General features: G+C 58.2%; 18 protein-coding genes. 8 read left to right on the plus strand and 10 right to left on the minus strand.

Features of this window, described 5'->3' with window-relative positions:
- The first annotated feature begins 3 nt into the window (after positions 1-3).
- The 6 genes from GUC22_RS20050 to GUC22_RS20075 are packed head-to-tail and all read left to right on the plus strand — an operon-like array spanning position 4 to position 5,509.
- A complete protein-coding gene (locus GUC22_RS20050) occupies positions 4-1,110 on the plus strand; it encodes a branched-chain amino acid ABC transporter permease (RefSeq protein WP_004135278.1) in 1,107 nt (368 codons plus the stop codon).
- A complete protein-coding gene (locus tag GUC22_RS20055; protein ID WP_004135277.1) occupies positions 1,107-1,874 on the plus strand; it encodes an ABC transporter ATP-binding protein in 768 nt (255 codons plus the stop codon). The genes GUC22_RS20050 and GUC22_RS20055 overlap by 4 nt, the downstream gene beginning before the upstream one ends.
- Positions 1,867-2,586, plus strand: coding sequence for an ABC transporter ATP-binding protein (locus GUC22_RS20060; protein WP_148854906.1), 720 nt, complete (start codon positions 1,867-1,869; stop codon positions 2,584-2,586). The genes GUC22_RS20055 and GUC22_RS20060 overlap by 8 nt, the downstream gene beginning before the upstream one ends.
- A gap of 27 nt (positions 2,587-2,613) precedes the next feature.
- A complete protein-coding gene (locus GUC22_RS20065) occupies positions 2,614-3,771 on the plus strand; it encodes a branched-chain amino acid ABC transporter substrate-binding protein (RefSeq protein ID WP_049132059.1) in 1,158 nt (385 codons plus the stop codon).
- A 17-nt stretch (positions 3,772-3,788) separates the two neighbouring features.
- Positions 3,789-4,271: an L-2-amino-thiazoline-4-carboxylic acid hydrolase gene (locus tag GUC22_RS20070; protein WP_049132060.1), complete on the plus strand. Its 483-nt coding sequence runs from the start codon at positions 3,789-3,791 to the stop codon at positions 4,269-4,271.
- Positions 4,268-5,509: a Zn-dependent hydrolase gene (locus tag GUC22_RS20075; RefSeq protein ID WP_160183741.1), complete on the plus strand. Its 1,242-nt coding sequence runs from the start codon at positions 4,268-4,270 to the stop codon at positions 5,507-5,509. The genes GUC22_RS20070 and GUC22_RS20075 overlap by 4 nt, the downstream gene beginning before the upstream one ends.
- A gap of 44 nt (positions 5,510-5,553) precedes the next feature.
- On the opposite strand, the gene GUC22_RS20080 is transcribed toward GUC22_RS20075, so the two are convergent.
- The 4 genes from GUC22_RS20080 to GUC22_RS20095 form a co-directional block, all read right to left on the minus strand.
- Complete coding sequence (locus tag GUC22_RS20080; protein ID WP_171016429.1) at positions 5,554-6,576, minus strand: ABC transporter permease; 1,023 nt, start codon at positions 6,574-6,576, stop codon at positions 5,554-5,556.
- Positions 6,577-6,595: 19 nt separating this feature from the next.
- Positions 6,596-8,080, minus strand: coding sequence for a sugar ABC transporter ATP-binding protein (locus GUC22_RS20085; RefSeq protein WP_004130130.1), 1,485 nt, complete (start codon positions 8,078-8,080; stop codon positions 6,596-6,598).
- 24 nt (positions 8,081-8,104) lie between these two features.
- On the minus strand, positions 8,105-9,028 hold the full coding sequence (locus GUC22_RS20090; protein WP_004848507.1) for a sugar ABC transporter substrate-binding protein: 924 nt from the start codon (positions 9,026-9,028) through the stop codon (positions 8,105-8,107).
- 450 nt (positions 9,029-9,478) lie between these two features.
- A complete protein-coding gene (locus tag GUC22_RS20095) occupies positions 9,479-10,498 on the minus strand; it encodes a LacI family DNA-binding transcriptional regulator (RefSeq protein ID WP_024358905.1) in 1,020 nt (339 codons plus the stop codon).
- Positions 10,499-10,597: 99 nt separating this feature from the next.
- Between GUC22_RS20095 and GUC22_RS20100 the strand changes: the two genes are divergently transcribed.
- Entirely contained in the window at positions 10,598-11,605 is a 1,008-nt protein-coding gene (locus GUC22_RS20100; RefSeq protein ID WP_024358906.1) for a Gfo/Idh/MocA family oxidoreductase, read from the plus strand.
- A gap of 39 nt (positions 11,606-11,644) precedes the next feature.
- On the opposite strand, the gene GUC22_RS20105 is transcribed toward GUC22_RS20100, so the two are convergent.
- Positions 11,645-12,676 carry a Gfo/Idh/MocA family protein gene (locus tag GUC22_RS20105; protein WP_098066348.1) on the minus strand — a complete coding sequence of 344 codons (1,032 nt, stop codon included), beginning with the start codon at positions 12,674-12,676 and terminating at the stop codon, positions 11,645-11,647.
- Between the two features lie 162 nt (positions 12,677-12,838).
- Between GUC22_RS20105 and GUC22_RS20110 the strand changes: the two genes are divergently transcribed.
- Positions 12,839-13,714: an extended-spectrum class A beta-lactamase OXY-6-1 gene (locus tag GUC22_RS20110; protein ID WP_063864556.1), complete on the plus strand. Its 876-nt coding sequence runs from the start codon at positions 12,839-12,841 to the stop codon at positions 13,712-13,714.
- Between the two features lie 149 nt (positions 13,715-13,863).
- On the opposite strand, the gene GUC22_RS20115 is transcribed toward GUC22_RS20110, so the two are convergent.
- The 5 genes from GUC22_RS20115 to cadB all read right to left on the minus strand — a co-directional run bounded on the left by GUC22_RS20115 (position 13,864) and on the right by cadB (position 21,321).
- On the minus strand, positions 13,864-14,277 hold the full coding sequence (locus tag GUC22_RS20115) for a hypothetical protein (protein ID WP_004130120.1): 414 nt from the start codon (positions 14,275-14,277) through the stop codon (positions 13,864-13,866).
- 148 nt (positions 14,278-14,425) lie between these two features.
- Entirely contained in the window at positions 14,426-15,943 is a 1,518-nt protein-coding gene (gene lysS, locus GUC22_RS20120; RefSeq protein WP_101868566.1) for a lysine--tRNA ligase, read from the minus strand.
- A gap of 267 nt (positions 15,944-16,210) precedes the next feature.
- Positions 16,211-17,695: a dipeptide permease DtpD gene (gene dtpD, locus GUC22_RS20125; RefSeq protein WP_024358909.1), complete on the minus strand. Its 1,485-nt coding sequence runs from the start codon at positions 17,693-17,695 to the stop codon at positions 16,211-16,213.
- 59 nt (positions 17,696-17,754) lie between these two features.
- Positions 17,755-19,902 carry a lysine decarboxylase CadA gene (cadA, locus tag GUC22_RS20130; RefSeq protein WP_160183742.1) on the minus strand — a complete coding sequence of 716 codons (2,148 nt, stop codon included), beginning with the start codon at positions 19,900-19,902 and terminating at the stop codon, positions 17,755-17,757.
- 81 nt (positions 19,903-19,983) lie between these two features.
- Positions 19,984-21,321 (minus strand): cadaverine/lysine antiporter, encoded by a 1,338-nt coding sequence (cadB, locus tag GUC22_RS20135; RefSeq protein WP_024358910.1) that lies wholly within the window; start codon positions 21,319-21,321, stop codon positions 19,984-19,986.
- Positions 21,322-21,598 lie beyond the last annotated feature (277 nt).

A 21,598-nucleotide genomic window follows, 5' to 3' on the forward strand; every position in this document is an offset into this window, starting at 1 on the left:
ATCATGACAACGCTACAACTCGATACGCCTGCCGTCTCCCGCCGCTTCTGGTCCGGGATGACCCTGTTGGTCTGCGCGCTGCTGGTGGCGCCGATGGTCGCCAGCCAGCTCGGCGGCAACTACTGGGTGCGGGTCATCGACTTCGCCCTGCTCTACGTTATGCTGGCGCTGGGGCTGAATATTGTGGTCGGCTATACCGGCCTGCTGGATATGGGCTTTATCGCCTTTTACGCCGTCGGCGCGTATTTGGCAGCGCTGCTGGCTTCTCCGCATCTGCTGGACGTCTTCCCGATTTTAAATAGTTGGTTTCCGGACGGCCTGCACACCTCCTGGCTGGTGATTATTCCGCTCGCCGCGCTGGTGGCGGCAGGCTGCGGTATCGTGCTGGGCGCGCCGACGCTGAAGCTGCGCGGCGACTATCTGGCGATTGTCACCCTCGGGTTCGGCGAAATTATCCGCATCCTGATGCGCAACCTCGACCGTCCGGTCAACATCACCAACGGCGCAAAAGGCATCTCCGGGGTCGATTCGCTGAATCTGTTCGGCCTCAAGTTTAGCGGCGTTTATCACTGGTTCGGCTTTAAAGTCCCGGCGCTGTGGCTGTGGTACTACCTTCTGATGCTGGTGATTGTGGCGATTATTTTCGTCTGCCTGCGGCTGCAGCATTCGCGCATTGGCCGCGCCTGGCACGCCATCCGCGAGGATGAAGACGTCGCCCGGGCGATGGGCATCAACCTGCGTAACTACAAACTGCTGGCTTTCGCTATCGGCGCCTCATTCGGCGGCGTGGCGGGCGCGCTGTTCGGCGCATTTCAGGGCTTCGTTTCGCCGGAATCCTTTACCCTGCAGGAGTCGATTGCGGTGCTGGCGATGGTGGTGCTGGGCGGGATGGGGCATATCCCCGGCGTGATCCTCGGCGCGGTGCTGCTGACCGCGCTGCCGGAGCTGCTGCGCAGCCAGGCGGCGCCGGTACAGCAGGCGCTGTTTGGCGAAGTGCTGATTGACCCGGAAGTGCTGCGCCAGCTGTTCTACGGCCTGGCGCTGGTGCTGGTCATGCTTCTGCGCCCGCAGGGCATCTGGCCCGCGCGACATCAAGGAGCGAAAGCATGAGCCTGTTAAGCGTATGCCATATGACGAAGCGTTTCGGCGGTCTGACGGCGGTCGACAACGTATCGCTGAGTATTAATCAGGGTGAAATCTACGGCCTGATCGGCCCCAACGGCGCGGGGAAAACCACCTGCTTTAACCTGATTACCGGCCTCTACCCGGCGGACAGCGGCGAGTTCGCTATCGGTGGCGAAGCCTATTTTCCGAGCAATATTGAGAAAGTGACCGCCGCGGGCATCGCCCGCACCTTCCAGAACGTGCGGCTGTTTAACAACATGTCGGTACTGGAGAACGTTATGGTGGGCCGCCACGTCCGCACCCGCAACGGCCTGTGGGCCGCGATCTCCCGTCATAAACGCGCCCGCGCCGAGGAGACGCAAACCCGCGAGCTGGCCTGGCACCTGCTGGACTATACCGGCATCTCGCAGTTCGCCCACTATCGCGCCTGCGACCTCGCCTACGGTCACCAGCGGCGGCTGGAGATTGCCCGCGCGCTGGCCACCGAACCGCGCCTGCTGGCGCTGGATGAACCGGCGGCCGGAATGAACGCCGCCGAGAAGATGGCCCTTGGCGAACTGCTGCTGCGCATTCGTGACGACGGCAAAACGCTGCTGATGATTGAGCATGACGTCAAGCTGGTAATGGGGATCTGCGATCGCCTGATGGTGCTGGATTACGGCAAAACGTTAACCAGCGGCACGCCGGATACCGTACGCCGCGATCCGGCGGTGATCGCCGCCTGGCTGGGAGGCAATATCCATGTCTGATTTATTAACCGTCAACCAGCTTAGCATTCACTACGGCGGCATCCAGGCGGTGCGCGACGTCTCATTCAGCGTTAAAGAGGGCGAGCAGACCACGCTTATCGGCGCCAACGGCGCGGGCAAAAGCTCCACCGTCCGCGCCATTACCGGGCTGGAACCCTTTAGCGGTGAAATTTTGTTTAACGGCAAGCCGATCCGCAAACGTCGGGCCGAATCCCTGCTGCGCGAAGGACTGGTGATGGTGCCGGAAGGACGCGGCATCTTTGCCCGCATGACGGTGCTGGAAAACCTGCAAATGGGCGCCTGGCTCCGACGCGACGCGGCGGCGGTAAAGCAGGAGATGGGCGCCATCTTCGCTAATTTCCCGCGCCTCGCCGAACGCCAGCATCAGCTGGCGGGGCTGCTCTCCGGCGGTGAACAGCAACTGCTGGCGCTCAACCGCGCCCTGCTCAGCCAGCCGCGCCTGCTGATCCTCGACGAGCCGTCAATGGGCCTGGCGCCGCTGATGGTCGAGAACATTTTTCGCGTTATCGCCACCCTGCGCCAGCGCGGCGTCGCGCTGCTGCTGATCGAGCAGAACGCACGCCTGGCGCTGGAGGCGACCGACAGCGCCTGGGTAATGGATAGCGGCAGCATCGTCGAGCGCGGTCCGTCGCAGACGCTGCTGGCCGACGATCGTATTGCACAGATTTATTTGGGCGAAATGTCCGTTTAACACACCAACCAGCATCAGGGAAAAACAATGAAAACCGTAAAAATCAGCGCGCTCAGCGCCGCTATTCTGCTCAGTGGTTTTGCCTCATCCGCCGCGTGGTCCGCGGCCAGCGAAACCGTGATTATCGGCCTGGCTGGCCCGCTCACCGGCCCTTCCGCGCGTATCGGCAAGGATCTGGAAAACGGCGCGCAGCTGGCGATTGACGATATCAACAAGCAGCACCCGACCATCGGCGGCAAGGCGGTAACCTTCAAGCTGCAGTCGGAAGACGATCAGTCCGACCCACGCACCGCCGTTGCCGTCGCCCAGCGTCTGGTGGACAGCGGCGTCGCGGGCGTCGTCGGCCACTGGAATACCGGCACCAGCATTCCCGCTGCGCGGGTTTACCACGATGCGGGCATCGCCCAGGTCGCGCCGGTCGCCACCGGGCACGCCTACACCAAACAGGGCTTCGACACCAGCTTCCGCGTGATGGGCCACGACGATGACGGCGGCCAGTTTGCCGGACAGTACGCGGTACAAACCCTGAAGGCCAAACGCATCGCGGTCATCGATGACCGTACCGCCTTCGGCCAGGGGCTGGCGGATGAGTTTATTAAGTCGCTGGAAGCACAGGGAATCAATATCGTCGATCGCCAGTACGTCGATGACAAAACCGTCGACTTCAGCGCCGTGCTGACCGCGATCCGCAGCAAAAACGCCGACCTGATTTTCTTTGGCGGCGTCGATAGTCAGGCCGCCCCGCTGGCGCGCCGCATCAAACAGCTGGGCATGAACGCTACCCTGATGGGCGCAGGTGGCTTCGTTAGCCAGACCTTCCTCCAGCTGGCGCAGAAAGAGGGCGACGGCGTGGTGGCGCTGGAGCCGGGACTGCCGGTCGAGCGGATGCCGGGCGGTAAAGCCTTCGAGCAGGCCTACCAGTCGCGCTATCACACCCATATCGAACTGCACGCGCCGTTCGCCTATGACGCTACCCGCGTGCTGGTCGCGGCGATGGAAAAATCCGACTCCGTCGATCCCGCCGACTATCTGCCCGCCCTGCGCGCCATTAACTACGCCGGCGTGACCGGACAAATCGCCTTTGATAAAGAGGGCAACCTGAAATCGCCAACCTTTACCGTTTATAAAGTCGTCGAGGGCAAATGGCAGCCGCAAACCGTACTCGGCGGCGCAACAACGAAGTAACGCAGTGAGGCAATGTGATGAGTGATCATAATGAGCTGGGCATTCTCGCCCGCCGCAAAATTGAAGCAGAAATAATCAAGCCGATTTACGACATCCTGGTACGCGAGATAGGTAAGGCTCGCGCCCAGGCGATCATCGGCGAAGCGATTGAAAACGCCGCCATTGAGGCGGGAAAAGCGTTTGCCCGCCAGGAGCCTGACGGCGCGGATATTCGCAGCTTTGTCGCGCTGCAGTATCTGTGGGAGAAAGATAATGCCCTGGAGGTCACGGTGCTGGACGCCGACGACCAGCAGTATAACTACAACGTAAACCGCTGCCGCTACGCCGAGATGTATCACGAAATGGGCCTCGGCGAGATTGGCCACCTGCTCTCTTGCGCCCGCGACGATAAATTTATCGTCGGCTACGCCCCGGACGTGGAGCTGACCCGCACCACCACCATCATGGAGGGCGGTAAGTGCTGTGACTTCCGCTATCGCGTGCAAAAGGACAAGTCATGATAACCGTCAACGGCGCACGTCTGTGGTCGACGCTCAACGAGATGGCGCTGCTCGGCGCCACGCCGGCAGGCGGCGTGACCCGGCTGGCGCTCAGCGAAGAGGATCGTCAGGCGCGCGACCTGCTGCGCCAGTGGGCGCGGGAAGCCGGCTTTCCCTGCGAAGTCGACAGCATGGGCAATATGTTTATTCGCCGCGCCGGTAAAAATTCGCAGTTAGCCCCGGTGCTGACCGGTTCCCACATCGACTCCCAGCCGCTCGGCGGCCGCTATGACGGCATTTACGGCGTCCTCGCCGGGCTGGAGGCGCTGCGCACGCTGAACGATCGCGGCATTGAGACCGAACGCGATATCGTGCTGGTGAACTGGACCAACGAAGAGGGTGCGCGCTTTGCCCCGGCGATGCTGGCATCCGGCGTGTGGGCCGGGCAGTTTAGCGAAGATTTCGCCCTCGCCCGTATAGACCGCGACGGCATCAGCGTCGGCGCGGCGCTGGAGGCTATCGGCTATCGCGGGGAATGTCCGGCCGCCGCCTTCCCGCTCCACGCCTGCTACGAAGTGCATATCGAACAGGGGCCGATTCTGGAAGAAGAAGGCGTTGATATCGGCCTCGTTCACGCGGCAATGGGCCAGCGCTGGTTCAACGTCACCCTGGAGGGCTTTTCCGCCCACGCAGGCACCACGCCGATGGGCAGCCGCCGCGACGCGCTGACCGCTTTCGCCGAGTTGGCGCTGGCGGTGGAGCATATCGGTATCGCCCATAATCCCGACGGGCGCGCGACTATTGGGATGGCGCAGGTGATACCGGGCTCGCGCAACGTGGTGCCGGGACGCGTGGCGTGCAGCGTCGAGTTTCGTCATCCGCAATCCCCGGCGCTGGAAGCCATGGAACGGGAACTGCATCGCGCTGCTGAAGCGCTGGCGGCGCGCGGCGTGACGGCAAACGTCGAGCGTATTTTTGATTACGCGCCCATTACCTTTGATGCCGGATGCCTGGCGCGCAGCCAGCGGGCGGCGGAAACGTTGGGCTACAGCGCGCGAACCATAGTTTCCGGCGCCGGGCATGATACCTGCTATATCAGCAAGGTCGCGCCCGCCAGCATGATTTTCATTCCCTGCGAGAAGGGCATTAGCCATAACGAAGCGGAGAACATTCTGCCGGAATGGGCGGAGAAAGGGGCGAACGTGCTGCTCAACAGTTTACGTCTTGCCGCGGATGAGTCCGCTTGCGGCGCGGCATAAACGCGACATGGCCCACGGCAGTACAGGCCGTGGGCTATTGCCGATTAATGCTTTTTGCGGTTGCGGCGCATATCGATAGTCACCGCCGCGACGATAATGATGCCTTTGATAATATCCTGCACGTAGGCGTCGACGCCGACAAAGGTAAAACCGCTTTTAATCAGGCCGAGGATCATCGCGCCGATTAAGGTCCCGGTGATGCGCCCCACCCCGCCCATCAGGCTGCTGCCGCCGATAACCGCCGCGGCGATAGCATCCAGCTCGTAGGACATGCCCATGCTCGACTGCCCGCTGCTGACGCGCGCCGCCAGCACCACGCCCGCGAGGCCGGAGAGCGCCCCGGCGATGGCATAGACGATCACCAGGTATTTATTCACGTTGATACCGGAGACCTTGGCCGACGTCATGTTACCGCCGATAGCGTAAACGTATTTACCGTAGCGAGTATGCTTCAGGGCAATATGGAACACCGCGGCGACGACGAAGAAAATAATCACCGGCATCGCCCCCTGGCCGATGGCGGTAAAGCTGTCGGATAAGAAGCTGATGGGGTTGCCCTGAGTGTAATACTGCGCCAGACCGCGCGCCGACACCATCATCCCAAGCGTCGCGATAAACGGCGGGATGCCGGTGCGGGTCACCAGAAAGCCGTTGGTTAAGCCGCACAGCAGGCCGACGCCGATACCGGCGCCAATCGGGATAATCGCCGGCATATTGACCAGCGACGGGAACATCGGCGACAGGCTATCGGAGGTTTGCGCAAGGCTTGCCGCCACCACGGCGGCGAGCGCGATCACCGACCCGGAGGAGAGATCAATGCCGGTGGTAATAATGACCTGGGTGACCCCGACCGCGATAATACCGATAATCGCTACCTGTAAAACAATTAATATCAGGCGATTGGTGTTTAATAAAAAGGACTGGTCGCGGACGTACCAGCCGGCAATTTCAAAAGTCAGGGCAATCACCAGCATGACGATAAATATCCCGGTATCTTTCGGCAGCCGGTGGCGTAATTGCCCAAAGAAAGAGGGTTTCTCAGTGACCGGGGTTGCCGTTATTTTCATATTGCTCATTCTCTGTGCCTCAGTGGGATGCCAACGACAAAATGGTTTCCTGGTCGGCGTCCTCTTTATCGAGGATGCCGGTAATACGCCCTTCATGCATAACCATCACCCGATCGCTCATCCCGAGAATCTCAGGTAATTCTGAAGAGACCATAATCACCGCCACGCCGCGGTTGGCCAGCTCGCTGATCAGATGGTAAATTTCCGCTTTTGCCCCGACGTCGATTCCGCGCGTCGGCTCATCGAGGATCAGTATTTTCGGCTGCGCCAGCAGCCAGCGGGCAATCAGTACCTTCTGCTGATTACCGCCGCTGAGGTTATTAATAATCTGATCCATGGTGGGGGTTTTAATATTCAGGCGGCGGATCTGCTCCATGCAGTCTTCGGCCATTTTGAGGTGCTGAACAAAGCCGGTTTTACCGATATATTCCGGCATTTTGACGATGCTCATATTCTCCAGCACCGACAGCACGAGAAACAGCCCGGACTTTTTCCGGTCTTCCGTCAGCAACGCCATCCCTTTCTCAATCGCCGTCGAAGGCGAATCAATATTGACCGGCATCCCATCAATCAGCACTTCGCCGCTATCGGCTTTCTCCATGCCGAACAGGCTCTCCATCACTTCGCTGCGCCCGGCTCCCACCAGCCCCGCCACGCCGAGGATTTCGCCGCGGCGGACGCTAAAGTTGATATCGTGAAACGCCCCCTTGCGCGATAGATTGCGGACGGTCAGCACCTCTTCGCCAATAGCGTTATTGAACTTGGGAAAGAGCTGGGTGAGCTCCCGGCCGACCATCTGGGTAATCAGCGACTGGCGGGTAAACTCGGTGGTCTGTTTACTGCCGACCCAGGTGCCGTCGCGAAATACGCTGATCTCATCGGTAATCGCGAAAATCTCATCCATTTTATGGCTGATATAGATAATGGCTTTTCCCTGCTGGCGTAAATCGCGAATAATGGTAAACAGATGCGCCACTTCGCTCTCGGTTAACGCCGAGGTCGGCTCATCCATAATCACAATATCCGCGTTCCACGAAACCGCTTTGGCAATTTCCACCATCTGCTGGGAGGCGATACTTAACTCCCCCACCAGCCGGTCGGCGGATAATCGGATATTCAATTTATCCAGCAGATCCTGCGTCTGACGGGCAAGCTGGCGATGATCGACAAAACCATATTTCATCGGCTCGCGGCCGAGCCAGATATTTTCCGCCACCGTCATGTGCGGCACCAGGTTCAGCTCCTGGTGGATCATCGAGATCCCGGAGCGCAGCGCGTCCATCGTATCCTGAAACTGGACCGGCTCCCCTTTAACGCGGATCGCGCCCTTATCGGGACGGTAGATCCCGATAAGGCATTTCATCAGCGTGGATTTTCCGGCGCCGTTTTCGCCCATCAGCGCGTGCACCGTCCCCGGGCGCACGCGTAATGAGACGTTGTCGAGCGCCTTCACGCCGGGGAAGAATTTGCTGATCCCTTCGGCTTCAAGTGCAAAAGCGTTCATACTTCACCTCCGTACCCTGAGCGACTATTTCTGGTTGCGATTGACGAACTCAGCCATGTTGTCTTTGGTGATCAGCTGGTAAGGGACGTCAATGATCTTTTCCACTTTCTCGCCGTTGGCCAGCTTAATGGCGGCATCCACCGCGCCTTCGCCCTGCCCTTTGGCATCCTGGAAAATCGTGGCGATCATTTTGCCGTTTTTGAGCATTTGCAGGGCATCGGGCGTCCCGTCCACGCCGGCAATCAGGATATGGTTCGGGTTTTTACCCAGCGCCTGCAGCGCGCCGATCGCCATTTCATCGTTGTTGGAGGCGATGGCCTGAATGTCTTCGCCGCTGGTCATCCAGTTGCTGACCACGTCAACGGCGTCGTTACGGGTAAATTTAGCGGTCTGCTTCTGCACGATTTTGATATCCGGGTACTTCGCCACCACCTCTTCGACGCCTTTGGTGCGGTCACGGGTCGATTCATTCGCCAGGTCGCCGAGCAGAATGGCGACGTTCCCTTTGCCGTTCATCGCTTTGGCTAACGCTTCCATCTGTAAGCGCCCCGCCAGCACCGAGTCGGAGCCGACGTAGGCCATTTTGTCGGTCAGCTGCGCCTGCGGGCGGCGGTTAACAAAGATCAGCGGAATGCCCGCTTTGGTCGCCTGGTCCATAATCGGTTTGACCGCGTTGGTATCCACCGGGTTGACGATAATCGCGTCGACGCCCTGGCCAATAAAGTTCTGTACCTGCTGTAGCTGCTGGGAGACGTCGCCTTTGGCATCTTCCACCTGCGCCTTAACGCCGTCTTTTTGCATCTCTTTTTGCATGGCGGTGCGCAGAATCGTCAGGAAGTTGTCATCGAAAAGCGCCATCGAAACACCGACCGAAATATCTTTCGCCATCACGACCGCTGGCAGCATGCAGGCTATCAAAGAGGCAACAACCGTTTTCTTGATGTTCATAGTTGATCCTTTATTTTCAGGTGCATCGGTTAGGTAAGGTAAAATGAAAAAATAGTTTCATTAATCGTGCGCTAAGCGCCTGCTTTTTCAGCTTTTCGAAAAAACGGCCTGCGCGCTGGCGCCTTTTTCACGGGTGATCGAAATCACAAAATTCAGTTGTTTTAAAATGGTTTTTTGAAACATCAGTCCATTTGTCGCGAAAGAAAAATTCCAGACCATTTATTTCATTAACAACGCATATGAAACTTTTATAAGTAAATAACTGAAATGAAAATTTTAAAACTACACGTTAACAGAACTTTGACACACATCTAACATTGACGCATAAACGCGCAAAAAATGAGAGGCAGCCGACGGTTTGCCGCGCGGCGCGCCGATAGCGGCAGCGGTATGAAACGGGGTATCAGATACGGGGTTAAAAGGGGATATTGTCCCGCGGACCGCGAGCGTTCAGTCGACGTTTTCAGCGCTGTAAAGGATAAATTCGACCTTGCCGTCGCTAAAGAGATGCGGCTGATAGCCGGTTTCCAGGTGACGCAGAGCCAGCTCCACCGCCAGGCGGGCATGCTGATGGGCATGCTGATCGATCGTCAACGCCATTCCGCCCTGCGCCAGCTGTTCACGGGTGGTTCGGTAACGTTCATGGGTGATCCAACAGCACTCGCCGTAGCGGCGGTGGCGAGCCAGCGCCTGCGCCACCTGCGTGTTGCCCAGCCCGGTATTGTAGATGCCCACCACGTCGCGGTTGCGGCGCAGGGCCTCTTCCAGCAGGCGGTCGATCCGCTGCCGGTTGTCCTCCCCCGCCAGCACCTCGCCGAGCTGCAGATGCGGAAAGCGCTGGGTTATCACCTCGCGGAATCCCTGAATACGCAAACGATGGGCGCTGAAGTCCTGGCGTCCGCTGAGCATCAGCACTTCTCCAGGCCGATGCGCCATTAATCCCATCATCCTGCCCGCGGTGCGGCCAGCCTGCTGCTGATCGATGCCGACGTGGCAAAGCCTTTGCGCGCCGGGCAGATCGGTAACCAGCGTAATCACCGGCACGTTCGCCTCGCGGCACTGGCGCAAAGCCTCGTAGACCAGCGGATGTTCGTTGCCAAAGACAATCAGCGCATGGCGCTTTTTGCTGCTGCGGATAATGCTTTTCGCCAGCTTTTCCGGCGCGGACTCCGCCACCAGCGTACGGTGCAGCGTCAGTCGGCGATAGCCAAGGCTATCCGCCACGTCGGCGAAATCCTGCGTCAGGCGGGTGAAAAAGCGCGAATCGTTACCGCTGAGAAACACTTCTATTTGCCACGGGAGACGGCGCTCTTCCGGCAGAATGCGCTTCAGCCCGGCTCCCCGCGCGGCCTGCAGCACCTTACGCGTGGTTTCCGGCGACACGCCGCCGCGTTCGTTAAGCACCCGGTCAACGGTTGCTACGCCCACGCCAATCCGTTTAGCCAGCGCCTCCAGCGACATGCTTTTCATCGTTTCCCCCATGATGGAAATCCATCAAAACGCGTGTGTCGGTCAGTGTAGCAAACGGATTACTTTGGCAACGCTGAATCCCTCTTTCTGGAGAAAAAAATGACCTGCATTCGTTTTGCCTTGTTGGGCAGCGGTTTTATCGGCCAGGTTCACGCCGCCAGCCTCGCTCGCCATGAGCGAACCGTTCTGTCCATGGTGGCTGACGCCGACCCCGAACGGGCGAAAGCGCTGGCGTCCCGCTACGGCGCGCGGGCGGTAACCGTCGCCGAGGCCATCAATAGCGACGCCATTGACGCGGTACTGATCGCCAGCTCGACGCCTTCACACGCGGCGCTGCTGGAGGCTGCCGCCCGCGCCGGGAAAGCGGTCTACTGCGAAAAACCGATCGATCTTTCGCTGGCCCGCGCCCGCCAGGTCGTCGAGAAAGTGCTGCCGCTCGGGGTACCGGTGACCGTTGGCTTTAACCGCCGCTTCGACGCCAGCCACCAGCAGCTGCGCCGGGAGATCGAGGCCGGGGTGATTGGCAAAATAGAACTGGTGCAGATGGTGTGTCGGGCATCGATTATGCCGCCGCTGGAATATCTGCGCAGCTCCGGCGGCCAGATGCGCGACCAGGCGATTCACTTCTTTGACCTGCTGCGCTTTCTTACCGGTGATGAAGTGACAACCGTCGCCGCCATGGGGGATGCGCTGGCGCTGGCGGAAATTGCTGAATTCGACGATGTCGATACTTCCATTCTGATGCTGCGGATGCGCGGCGGCGCAATGGCGCAGCTGGACAACACCCGGCGTACCGGCCACGGCTACGATGAGCGCATTAGTCTGCTTGGCTCGGATGGCGTGCTGGAGTCCGGCAGCCAGACAACGCGCGGCGTCACGCTGTGGCAGGGAGAGCGCCGCATTCAGCCGGGCCTCTACCCGGACTGGTTCAGCCGCGTCGAGGGATCGTACTACGCGCATCTGGACGCGTTTGTCCGCTCGCTAGGCGGAGAAGAGGTGGCGGACCTGCCGGGGCTGCTGGACGGCCTGCGGGCGCAGGCCATCGCCGAAGCCGCCGTGCTCTCGCTGCAGCAGGGGCAATTTGTCAGCGTCGAACCGCTGGCGTAAAAAAGCCCCGTATGCGGTCGGCATACGGGGCCGCTTCGCTTAGCGCTCTTCGTTAAATACCACGCCAATCTGCCGCCGCACTTCATCCATCACGCTCAGGTTTTCCAGCACCCTGGCCAGCGGGCGGATCGGCGAGTCCGTCAGCCCCTGACCGACGCACCAGGCAAAATGCTCGGCCTGATAAAACAGCTGGTCGTAGCGGTTGCGCGGCTCCTCCCAATGCAGCACCTGCCCGCCCTGACTGGCGGCGAGGGTAAAATTCCCCGGCGCGTAGAACTGCCCGTCAAGGGTAAGAGTCGCATCGCGCCCGGCCACCACCGCGCCGCCCGGCGTGTTGCTGAACAGGGTGGTGTTCAATAATCCCTGGAGGCCCTTTTCCCAGTTAAACAGCATCGAAATCTGCCCGTTGACGCCTCTTTGGGCGGGGCGTCCGCGGGCGATAATATCCTGCGGTACGCCGCCGACCATCACGCTGAATGAGGTCAGATAGCTGCCGAGATCCATCATCGGCCCGCCGGCGAGATCGGCATTAAAAATGCGATGATCCGGGGTAAAGAATTCGCCGTGATCGGCGAGCAGCGTGTGCAGGTCGCCCAGAACGCCGTCCTCCAGCAGCTGGCGAATCACGTCATACTTCGGCGCGTAGTCGCACCACATCGCCTCCATCGCCAGTGTCCCCTGCTTCACGGCTTCCGCTTTCAGCGCCGCGCCTTCCCGCCGGTTCAGCGCAAACGGCTTTTCAATCAGCACATGTTTGCCCGCCCGCAGCGCACGCAGCCCGTCGGTAAAGTGGTGGTTATGCGGCGTGGCAATATATACCGCGTCAATATCCGGTCGCGCCAGCATCTCATCCACCTGAGCGTAAGCCTGCGGGATCCCCCAGCGGGCGGCAAAGGCGTCGGCTTTTTGCTGCGTGCGCGAGGAGACGGCAACCACCTGCTGGCGGCTGAGCTCTTTTAACGATTTCACAAAGCGCTCGGCAATCCAGCCGGGGCCAATAATCCCCCAGCGCAGCGTGGGGATCGCCGAGGCGGCGTGGTGGCGCGGTTTTGGTAACTGTGACGGGAACATAGCGGCTCCTGATTTTATTTTGCCGGGGAGGGACACTATAAGCAGGCGCGGAGGAGGACGAATAACGAATTTATGATGGAATTCCATCATCGACATAGTGCTTGTCAAAAGCGCGGGAGTCGCGGATAGTCCGGGCAGCTCATCACTATCAAGGAGTCAGAGATGTTGAAAAGTTCGTGGCGTAAAAGCGCCCTGATGGCCGCCGCCGCCGTTCCGCTGCTGCTGGCGAGCGGTTCATTATGGGCCAGTGCCGATGCTATCCAGCAAAAGCTGGCTGATTTAGAAAAACGGTCCGGTGGCCGGCTGGGCGTGGCGCTGATTAACACGGCGGATGATTCGCAAACCCTTTATCGCGGCGACGAACGTTTTGCCATGTGCAGCACCGGTAAAGTGATGGCCGCCGCCGCGGTGTTAAAGCAGAGCGAAAGCCATCCCGATGTGGTGAATAAAAGGCTGGAGATTAAAAAATCGGATTTAGTGGTCTGGAGCCCGATTACCGAAAAACATCTGCAAAGCGGAATGACCCTGGCGGAACTCAGCGCGGCGGCGCTGCAGTACAGCGACAATACCGCGATGAATAAGATGATTAGCTACCTTGGCGGACCGGAAAAGGTGACCGCATTCGCCCAGAGCATCGGGGACGTTACTTTTCGTCTCGATCGTACGGAGCCGGCGCTGAACAGCGCGATACCCGGCGATAAGCGCGATACCACCACCCCGTTGGCGATGGCCGAAAGCCTGCGCAAGCTGACGCTGGGCAATGCGCTGGGCGAACAGCAGCGCGCCCAGTTAGTGACGTGGCTAAAAGGCAATACCACCGGCGGGCAAAGCATTCGCGCAGGCCTGCCCGCAAGCTGGGCGGTCGGGGATAAAACCGGCGCCGGAGATTACGGCACCACCAACGATATCGCGGTGATCTGGCCGGAAAATCATGCCCCGCTGGTGTTAGTGACCTATTTTACCCAGCCGCAGCAGGATGCGAAAAGCCGCAAAGAGGTGTTAGCCGCGGCGGCGAAAATCGTGACCGAAGGGCTGTAGTCCGGGAACAGGCCCGAACTGCAACCCTCTGCGCTCTGCTCCCGGGGGCGGCGCTCAACGCGCCTTGCCCGGGCTACGGGTTCACCGCCGTCTGCGGACCGGCGCAACGCGCCGCCTCCGGGACAGCCTGAATAGACAGCCGCCACATTTTAGTCGGTAATTTTAAACGTCAGCGCGTAGGCGCTGGTTTTCCCTTCATCACGCGCGCCGCCCATCTGATATACCCGCACCGTATATTTCCCGCTGACACCCAGACGCTGTTCAAAAATATCGCCGCTCATCGAACCGTTAAAAATCGCGTGATTATCCGGAGTAATCACATTAAAAAAGGGATGCGGCCACTGGCTGTTCATACCGATATGCATCATCTGGCCGGCTTTCGCCTCCAGCGTATAGTCATTAACATCGTCGCCGGTCACGGTACTTTTTATTATCGTGCCGTTGCTGCCTTTATCAAAATGAATGGTATTGCTGTTTATATTATCACTTGCCATTGATAATACTGACGTTAATAAATAACTTGCACAGATCACGCCGCCAACAATTAATTTTATTTTTTTCATTTAATTAACACCTTATGTTTTTTATGCGCGCTGTTATAGCACATAAGGTGCCCGGAGTAAGCTTATTCGCCATATCACTCGCCGGGATAAACGCGTCGAAATTAAGGCCCCCCGCTCAAATAAACGAGGGGCCTGGTTTCAGCATGATTTATTTCTGCGGACGCATTGCCGGGAACAGGATAACATCGCGGATGGTGTGGCTGTTAGTGAACAGCATCACCATACGGTCGATACCGATACCCAGACCGGCGGTCGGCGGCAGGCCGTACTCCAGCGCGGTGACGTAGTCTTCGTCGTAGAACATCGCTTCATCATCCCCCGCCGCTTTGGCGTTGACCTGCTCCTGAAAACGCTGGGCCTGGTCTTCCGCGTCGTTCAGCTCGCTAAAGCCATTACCGATTTCACGTCCGCCGATGAAGAATTCGAAGCGGTCGGTAATTTCCGGGTTCACGTCGTTACGGCGCGCCAGCGGCGATACTTCCGCCGGATACTCGGTGATAAAGGTCGGCTGGATCAGATGCGCTTCCGCCACTTCGTCGAAAATTTCGGTGACGATACGCCCCAGACCCCAGCTCTTCTCAACGTGAATGCCGATGGATTCCGCCAGCGCTTTCGCCGCATCGAAGTTATCCAGCTCCGCCATCTCGGTTTCAGGACGGTATTTCTTGATCGCTTCGCGCATGGTCAGTTTTTCAAACGGCTTACCGAAATCGAACACCTGGTCGCCATACGGCACTTCGGTTTTACCCAGTACGGTCTGCGCCAGCGTGCGGAACAGGGATTCGGTCAGTTCGATCAGATCTTTGTAATCCGCATACGCCATATAGAGTTCCATCATGGTGAACTCTGGGTTATGGCGCACGGAGATACCTTCGTTACGGAAGTTACGGTTGATTTCGAACACTCGTTCGAAGCCGCCGACCACCAGCCGTTTCAGGTACAGCTCCGGCGCGATGCGCAGATACATATCCAGATCGAGCGCGTTGTGATGGGTGATAAACGGACGCGCGGAGGCGCCGCCGGGGATCACCTGCATCATCGGCGTTTCGACTTCCATAAAGCCGCGCGCGACCATGAACTGACGCATGGTCGCCAGGATCTGCGAACGCACCTTGAAGGTGTGGCGCGACTCTTCGTTGGAGATCAGATCCAGATAGCGCTGGCGATAGCGCGCTTCCTGATCCTGCAGGCCGTGAAACTTGTCCGGCAGCGGACGCAACGCTTTGGTCAGCAGACGCAGCTCGGTGCAGTGAATGGAGAGTTCGCCGGTCTGGGTTTTGAACAGCTTACCGCGGGCGGCGATGATGTCGCCGAGATCCCATTTCTTAAACTGCTCGTTGTAGACCCCTTCCGCCAGATCGTCGCGGGCGACGTACAGCTGAATGCGCCCGCCCACGTCCTGTAAGGTGACGAAGGAGGCTTTACCCATAATACGGCGGGTCATCATGCGCCCAGCCACGGAGACCTCGACGTTCAGAGAGGTGAGCTCGTCGTTTTCCCTACTATCATATTCAGCATGGAGCTGGTCGGAAGTATGGTCACGGCGAAAGTCGTTCGGGAACGCCACGCCCTGCTCGCGCAGCGCGGCCAGTTTTTCACGACGGGTTTTCAGTTCATTATTAAGGTCAATTGCCTCATCGGCACCTTGTGCTTGTTGTTCAGACATGTTGGTTCCTCATAACCCTGCTTGCAAACTTGCTTCGATAATTGAACCAGGCCTGTTCCGGCGTCGGCGCCGGAGAACAATCTTAAGGAGCCTGGCTTCAATTGCGGCTGATTTCACTCAGCCCTGTCTTTTGTAACCTCTTTTTATCTTCGGCTTTCGCGCCCGCCAGAATATCCTCCTCCTGTTCAGTAAGGGGTGCAAGGAGCGGCTTTTTGCTCCGTTTAGAGATGCGATAATCCCGGAGGCGGTGCTGCGCACCTGTCCGGGCTACAGGTCCTGGGCGTTGACGCCGGGAAGTTCACCGGCGGCCGCGCGGCGTTTGCCGACGCTGAACGCGGCGGCGAAGGCGACAACGACAATGACCGCCACGCAGCCCAGCGTCCATTCGCCCATCTGGGCAAAGAAGTGCTGATACGCGGCAATCGCCGTATCGCTGATTTGCGACTCGGTAGTCTGCTGCGCCACCACGCCCGCCAGCCAGTTGGCTACCGCGCCGGTCGCCAGCATATAAATCCCGGTCAGTACCCCGGTGACGCCGGGCATATTGAGGCGGGTGATCTGCGCCATCGCCACCGGGTCGATAAACAGCTCGGCGAAACCCATCAGCGCCAGGCCGGCCACCATCATGCCCATCGATGCCTGTCCCTGTGCCGCGCCGTGGCGCGCGTTAAGCGCCAGCAGCATAAAGCCGCAGCCCATCAGCACCAGGCCAAAGGCGAACTTCAGCCATACGCGCAGCGCCGAGCGGGTCGCGCCCTCCGGCCGCATCAGCCACGCCAGCACGACGCCCGCCGCCATCACCGCCACGGCGTTAACCGACTGGAACAGCGCGGTCGGCACCTCAATATTCAGCAGGCGGCGGTTAACAAAGTGGTCGATGAACAGGCTGATCGAACTGCCGCCCTGCTGCGCCAGTACCCAGAACAGGGTCCCGGTCAGCATCAGCAGAACGATTTGCCACAGCGCGCGGCGATGCTCCGGGGATTTGACCATAATGCGCGCCACCATCTGGGCGGCGAATACGCAGACGATCGCCAGCAGGTAGCCGGACCAGTTATTCTCCAGCAGCAGCGTGAAAAACACCGGCGCAACGCAGAGCATCACCACCAGCCAGCCCCAGGTCGGCAGTACAAATTTCACCGCCCGCAGCGCCTGTTTATCGACGCCGCGCGCGTGGCGGAAGTAGCGGCTGCCGCTTAAGAAAATCATCAGGCCGACAAACATGCCGATCCCCGCCAGCGCAAAGCCGATATGCCAGCCGTACCACTGCGCCGCCAGCCCGCAGGCGATAGGCGCGGCGATGGAGCCGACGTTCCCGGCGGCGTACAGCAGCGAGAAACCGCCGTCGCGGCGAGGGTCGTCAACGGCGTAGAGCTCGCCCAGCAGACAGCTGATGTTGGATTTGAACAGACCGTAGCCGCAGATAATGATCGCCAGCGCGAGGTACAGGCTCCAGGTGGAATCGGATTCGACGCCCAGCACTACGTGGCCAAGCGTCATTAATAGCGCGCCGGCAATGACCGCCGTGCGGTTGCCGAGCAGGCGGTCGGCAAGCCAGCCGCCGAGAATAGGAGTGACGTACACCAGGGAGGCGTAGGCGCTGAACAGACTGATGGCGTGGCTGTCATCAAAGCCGAGCTGATGGGTGAGATAGAGGATGAGTAAGGCACGCATGCCGTAAAAGCTGAAATATTCCCAGATTTGGATCGCAACGATGTAATAGATCGCGCGCGGCTGTGAGGGTGTTTTCATGTGTTCTCCTTGCAGCGTGAAAAAGGGAAGCGGCAAGCCACTTCCCTGTTGTGCATCGATTATTTGTTGTTTTCTTCTCTCAGCACTTTAACGGTGTAACGACCATCCGCCTGACGATAGGCGCCGTGGATATCGGTTTCGAAGCCCGGATAGTGGGCGCCGATTTCGCACAGCATCTGCAGGAATTCCAGCACCGGACGGCTCTCTTCGGTGATCATTTCACCCGGCATCACCAGCGGCACTCCCGGAGGATACGGCAGGATCATGTTGGCGTTGACGCGGCCCACCATCTCTTCGAGATACACCTCTTCGGTCTGACCGTGCAGCTCTTTCTGGAACGCGGCGTACGGCGTGATCATCATGGTTGGCAGCACTTCGAACGCGCGGAACATCAGGTCCGGCAGGTTGTGGTGCTCAATCAGTTTGTGAATGTTCTGCGCCAGTTCCTGAACGCGCATGTTTTCGTAGAATTCAGGATCTTCACGGTACAGCGACGGCAGCATGTTTTTCACCCGCAGGTTCAGGTCGAACGCGCGTTTGAAATCGGTCAGCGCGCGCAGCAGGCTCAGCGCTTTGGTTTTGTCGATACCGATGCTGAACAGGAACAGCAGGTTGTACGGACCGGTTTTTTCGACCACGATGCCGTGCTCATCGAGATACTTCGCCACGATGCTTGCCGGAATACCGAAATCATCCATGGTGCCGTCTTTCTTCATCCCCGGGGTCAGCAGCGTGACTTTAATCGGGTCGAGATACATATGTTCGTTATCGATGTTTTTGAAACCGTGCCACGCGCTGTCGGAGCGCAGCGGCCAGCATTCCGCGCCATCAATATGTTCCGGCTGCCAGACGTCGAAGAACCAGCCGTCGGATTCGCCTTTCAGGCGTTTAATCTCTTTACGGAACTTAATTGAACGTTCGATAGAGCCGTCAATCAGGCGCTTACCGGCGTTGCCTTTCATCATCGCCGCCGCGGTTTCCGTCGAGGCCACCACGCCGTAGTGCGGAGAAGTGGTGGTGTGCATCATGTAGGCTTCGTTAAAGGTTTCTTCGTTTACGTCGCCTTTAACATGAATCATTGATGCCTGAGAAAACGCCGCCAGCAGTTTGTGCGTGGACTGGGTTTCGTAAATAACTTTCCCTTCGACGCGGCCGCCGCTCATCCCGCATTTGCCTTCATAAATCGGCGAGAAGTTGGTGTAAGGCACCCACGCGGAGTCAAAGTGGATGGATTTCACATCCAGGGTTTTCTTGATGTAGTCCGTGTTGTACAGCAGGCCATCATAGGTGGAGTTGGTGATCACCGCGTGCACCGGCCAGGTCACGTTCGGGGTTTCTTTCACGCGCTTCGCGATGGTCGCGTGCTGGAATTCGCTCTGCGGGATACCGCCAAGGATGCCGTAAGCGTTACGGGTCGGGCGGAAGTAGATTGGCGTAATGTCGCTCATCATCATCAGATGGGTCAGCGATTTATGGCAGTTACGGTCAATCAGCACGGTGCTACCGGCCGGGGCGGAATACATACCGACGATTTTGTTGGCGGTAGAGGTGCCGTTGGTCACCATGTAGCTGCGTTCTGCGTTGAAGACGCGGGCGATGTACTCTTCCGCTTCTTTATGCGGGCCGCTGTGATCCAGCAGGGAACCGAGTTCAGAAACTGAAATCGAGATATCGGATTTCATGGTATTGGAACCAAAGAAATCGTAGAAGATGCTGCCGACCGGGCTTTTCTGGAACGCGGTACCGCCCATGTGGCCTGGGGTACAGAAGGTATATTTGCCTTCACGCACATATTTAAACAGCGCTTTGGTCAGCGGCGGCAGAATGGTGTCGATATACTCGTCGGTATTCTGTTTGATTTTGTTCGCAATATCTTCCGCCGCGCCCAGCGCATATTCGAAGAAGCGAACCTGCATGCGCAGATCGTTGAGGCTCACGTCCAGCGTTGAGTAAGTATTCGCAAAGGCGTACAGCGGCATATATTCGTTCATTTTGCTGATGTCTTCGCACAGTTCGAGATTGTATTTATCCCAGTCGAAGATCACGCCGCACAGACGCGCATTGTTTTCGATCAGTTTTAATAAGTCGTCACGGTCGTTCGGGTAGACAATACGGAAGTCCAGGCGTTCGAGGGCGCGATGCAGCTCACGGATGGGCTCTTCTTTGAAGTAAACACCCATGTGATTCATGATTGCGATAACGTTCATAGTCAAATCTCCAGATAAAGAAAGCCCCTCCCGCCACGTCGTGACAGGTGATGGAAGGAGCCTCAGGAATAGGGTTACGGATTAATGCGCGCTGGCGGTGCTGCTATCAGCGGAGCCGTCGTTACTCTGACGCTGGTGCATTTTGCGGCCGTAGAACATCAGGATGATCAGGCTGACAATAAAGGTGCCGGCCAGTTCGAAGGAGCTTGCCCCCATCAGGGCGATGAAACAGAACCCGCAGCCGAGGACGGAGCAAATCAGGCTGACGAAGTTGCGGACGTTAATGCCTTCGAAGCGAATCAGGTCAACGCAGGAGTAGAAGTAAGGCAGCATGGTCAGCAGAACCGCGATACCGGTCAGCTCGCCGAACAGGTCGGAGGCTTTCCCGCCGGTGGAGTTCATCAGGGTGATCAGCACCATCAGGACGGTCATTTTCACCGCGGCCAGCAGCAGGCCTTTTTTCGGGTTGCCGTTTTTATCCAGTTCACCGTAGATTTTCGGGAAGTTGCCGTCGTTAGCGGCGCGCACGCCGGCCTGGCCGACCAGCATCATCCACGAACCGAGAGAAGTCAGGCAGGCAAAGGCGGTAAAGGCCGACACCATCGGCGCAGCCCAGCCGCCAAGGATAGTCGATGCGCTGATAGCAAACGGCGCGCCGGACGCGGCCATCTCAGACGCAGGGTACATACCGGCGATGACCTGGGTCGCGGCGATATACACGATACCCGCCAGCGCGGTCCCCAGCATGGTGGCCAGCGGTACGGTACGTTTCGGGTTTTTCACCATCCCGGTACTGACGGCGGCAGATTCTACCCCGACAAAGGCCCACAGACAGAGAAGGATACTTTTCACCACCGCATGGCTATCCGTCGTGGCTGAGGTGTTCCAGTTTGCCTGATAGGTGGCAACGTCAAACCAGTGCCAGCCGACCACCGCGGTCATCACGACCGGAATAAGCACCAGCACCAGACCAATAGTCGTCAGGCGGCTTACCCAGGTACCGCCGAGCATATTCACGAAGGTGAATATCCACACGATGGCAATACAGGCAATACCTGCCGGTACCGGGTTATTTAAAATAGGGAAGAATGTTGATAAATAAGAGACGGCGGTAATGCCGATTGCCAGATTGCCGATCCAGTTAGCGTGATAATAAAGCACACCGGTCTGGAAACCGAACGCCGGAGATATTTCGCCGGCGTAGGCGATGGGGCCACCCTGCTGCGGGTTTTTGGTCGCCAGACGGGCATATACATAAGCCAGCGACATCGCGCCAATAATAGATATTACCCAACCCCAAATGGCGATAGAACCGATACTCGCCAGGTTCGCAGGTAATAATGCAATACCGCTCCCCATCATATTACCGGCTACCACGCCGGTACAGGCAAATAGCCCGATCTTCTTGGCAGAACTCATGTTTGCTTTTCTCCTAAGTTTATTTGGGAGGTACAGATCATGATGATGAACCTTTTATTGACCCGACCAACTGCCAATCAGATTACGGATTAGTACGAGATAAGTCCTAAAGATAAAGTGAAATAACTGCAAACATCAGACAAATGATATTTTGACCTTTTTCGCGCAACATATCAGGATGACATGTTGAGGTCAGGAAAAGATAAATATTAATAAATTACATGCATTTACGAACACAATTTCGTGTTGAAGATGTGTTAAAAACAAGCAAGAAAAG

The organism is Klebsiella sp. MPUS7 (assembly GCF_009905335.1).
In the GTDB taxonomy this organism is placed as follows: Bacteria; Pseudomonadota; Gammaproteobacteria; order Enterobacterales; family Enterobacteriaceae; genus Klebsiella; species Klebsiella grimontii.